Below are 2,816 nucleotides of genomic sequence, written 5' to 3'. Positions count from 1 at the left end.
AACTATATGCTAAACGAGCTTAAAAACCGATAAAAAGTGATAATATTATGAGATTAAATAATATATTTGTTTAAAATCATTCCGCCAAATTTCAGCATCTCGCAAGCCGCGGGGTTATATCATTATCAAATTTTAACAAGAAAGGGCAAAAATGACGCAGTTTGACGCAAGAAACGTCAGCATGGTGATGGATTTTTACGAACTTACGATGGCGGAGGGGTATTTTAAAAGCGCGGATCAGCCGCGCGTGGCGTTTGACGTTTTTTACCGCAAAGTGCCTAGCGGCGGCGGTTTTGCGATATTTGCGGGGCTTGAGCAAATCATTGAGTACGTAGAAAATTTTCGCTTTGAGGATAGCGACGTAGCTTATCTGCGCTCGTTAAATTTATTTAGCGAGGATTTTTTGGATTACCTGCGTAAATTTCGCTTTAGAGGCGATATATACGCATTTGCCGAAGGCACGATCATCTATCCGCAAGAGCCTTTTATGACCGTCGTGGCCTCGCCTATCGACGCGCAGCTCATAGAAACCGCGATCCTATCGCAGATAAACCACCAAAGCCTCATCGCGACCAAAGCTAGGCGCATCGTAAAAGCCGCAGACGGCAGGAGCGTGTTTGACTTCGGCGCCAGACGCGCGCATAACTTCGACGCGGCCGTATACGGCGCTAGAGCGGCCTATATCGGCGGCGTGGACGGCACGGCGACGGTTTTGGCGGCTAAGGCTTTTAGTATACCGACGACCGGTACGATGGCGCACAGCTGGGTGATGTATTTTGGCGACGAATTTGAAGCCTTTAAGCGCTACGCCCTGCTCTATCCGGGCTCCGCTTCGCTGCTCGTAGATACCTACGACGTGCTGCATAGCGGCGTACCAAATGCGATAAAAACGGCAAAAGAAGTGCTTGAACCTATGGGTAAGCGCCTAAAAGCCGTTAGGCTAGACTCGGGCGACCTAGCGTATCTATCTAAAAAAACGCGCGCGATGCTAGATGCGGCGGGGCTACAAGACTGCAAAATCATCGTCTCAAACAGCCTGGATGAATACACCATCGCCTCGATTTTAACCCAAGGCGGACGCATAGACGGCTTTGGCGTGGGCGAGCGGCTGATAACGTCAAAAAGCGATCCGGTTTTCGGCGGAGTCTATAAACTAGTCGCAGTCGAAAAAGAAGGCATTTTTAGCCCGCGTATAAAGGTCTCGGAGGCCGTAGAAAAGATGACTAATCCGGGTCTAAAAAAAGTCTGGCGCATATATAAAGGCAGTCAAGCCGTCGCCGATTTGATCACGAACGCGGACGAAACGCCCGACCTCTCAAAACCCTACCGCTACATAGATCCCGATAGGCCGTGGAAGGAGCTGTATTTTGAGGGTTGTACGGCGCGGCAGCTACAAAATCTAGTCGTAAAAGACGGCAAGCGCGCAGCCGAGCCGGCAAATTTATCGCAAATCAGAGACTACGTAAAAAAGCAGCTCGAAAATGAAATTTGGCAGGAGGAGCAGCGCTTTGAAAACCCGCACAAACACTACGTCGATATGAGCGTGGACTACTACGAGATGAAGATGGAGCTTTTACGTAGCACAAAAAATAAATAAAAAAACGAGCGGCTTACTTTTGCGGTAAATTTTATCGCGCAAACACAAGTTTATAGATGCGAGAGACTAAGCCGCTCGTTAAATTTTCATATCGACAAAAACAAAAGTAGCAAAATAACGGTTTTCGCTTTTTTAATATCAACCTATTTATTTGAAATATATTCCGATTTTAGCAATTTGGCTTGCAATAACACTAGCAAAGCCAGTATTTGGGATAAAATCAAGCTAGTTTATGATTTGGCTTCTGGCGTAAATTTGTTTTTAAAATCCAAATTTACGTGCAAAACCGCCAAAAATACCATAGAATAAACAGCCTAAAGGTCAAAGAATTAGCTTGATTTTAAGATTTCAATAGCTTGCAACGCTTTATACATATACACAATCTGCCGTTTATAAATCAAAGTATTGCTAATTATAACAGAAAAGATATTATGCAATCTTCCCATATGAAATATCCATGCCGCACAAAAGCTACTTTTCTAGCCCGCCCTCTCTCTTTCTTTGACTTCGGTCGAGATTGCTTCGTCTTAATTGTTACCATAATTATTTTACTTTTATTTGTTGTTTTGTTGCAAAACTCGTAGATAAAATTTAATGCCGTTAGGCATTATTTTAATAGTAGATTATCGCATCACTTACAAAGTACGGCTTGTCTTTGGGATTTAAATTTTAACTTGGGTTTTATCTCATGAGCCGTGCTGATATTTTAGGCGTTGTGTATCATTTTGGCTGATTGTTGCCGTAATTTTTGACTGTTTTTACCGGATAGTCAGCGAAAAATTGCCGCTGATAGTTTCTTTTAGCTGCTTTTTATTGCCATAAGTTTATGAAAAAGTTTTAAATTATCGTTAAAAACGTGATTTTATTGCTGTAACTTGCTGGGGGGGGGTGGTGGCTTTCTATATATTGCTTGAAATGGTGGCGGACATAGATTATTATCATCCTTCACGCTTTCGTCAAAAAAACACAAAAGACGCCTAGCAATGAGCTGGAAAGAGCTAGAAAAATATTAAAGGATAAAAAATGACGGCTTATGAAGAACTGCTTGCTAAAAATCTCGAAAATGCTGAATTTAATGAGCTTTATACCAAAACAAGACCCCTTTTTGAAATCAAAAAGAAACTTATCAAAGCACGTATTGACGCCGGTCTTAGTCAAGCCAAGATCGCAAAGCTAATGAACGTATCCCAAAGCGTAGTAGACAGGTTTGAGAGTTCTA

At 42.8% G+C, this 2,816-nt stretch carries 3 protein-coding genes; all 3 read left to right on the top strand.

Features of this window, described 5'->3' with window-relative positions:
- Window positions 1-151 precede the first annotated feature (151 nt).
- Complete coding sequence (locus Q0200_RS05350) at window positions 152-1,597, top strand: nicotinate phosphoribosyltransferase (RefSeq protein ID WP_297938685.1); 1,446 nt, start codon at window positions 152-154, stop codon at window positions 1,595-1,597.
- Window positions 1,598-2,528: 931 nt separating this feature from the next.
- Window positions 2,529-2,624 carry a type II toxin-antitoxin system RelE/ParE family toxin gene (locus tag Q0200_RS11915; protein ID WP_366118299.1) on the top strand — a complete coding sequence of 32 codons (96 nt, stop codon included), beginning with the start codon at window positions 2,529-2,531 and terminating at the stop codon, window positions 2,622-2,624.
- The coding region (locus Q0200_RS05345) for a helix-turn-helix transcriptional regulator (RefSeq protein WP_297938682.1) at window positions 2,621-2,816 on the top strand (196 nt) is incomplete at its 3' end. The genes Q0200_RS11915 and Q0200_RS05345, both read left to right, overlap by 4 nt.

This window comes from uncultured Campylobacter sp., from assembly GCF_938045225.1.
GTDB lineage: Bacteria > Campylobacterota > Campylobacteria > Campylobacterales > Campylobacteraceae > Campylobacter_A.
This window is presented reverse-complemented; position numbering and strand designations above follow the sequence as displayed.

Bases quoted from the DNA above. Each gene is read 5' to 3' on its own strand.
- Q0200_RS05350 (WP_297938685.1), top strand. From the start codon at position 152: ATGACGCAGTTTGACGCAAGAAACGTCAGCATGGTGATGGATTTTTAC.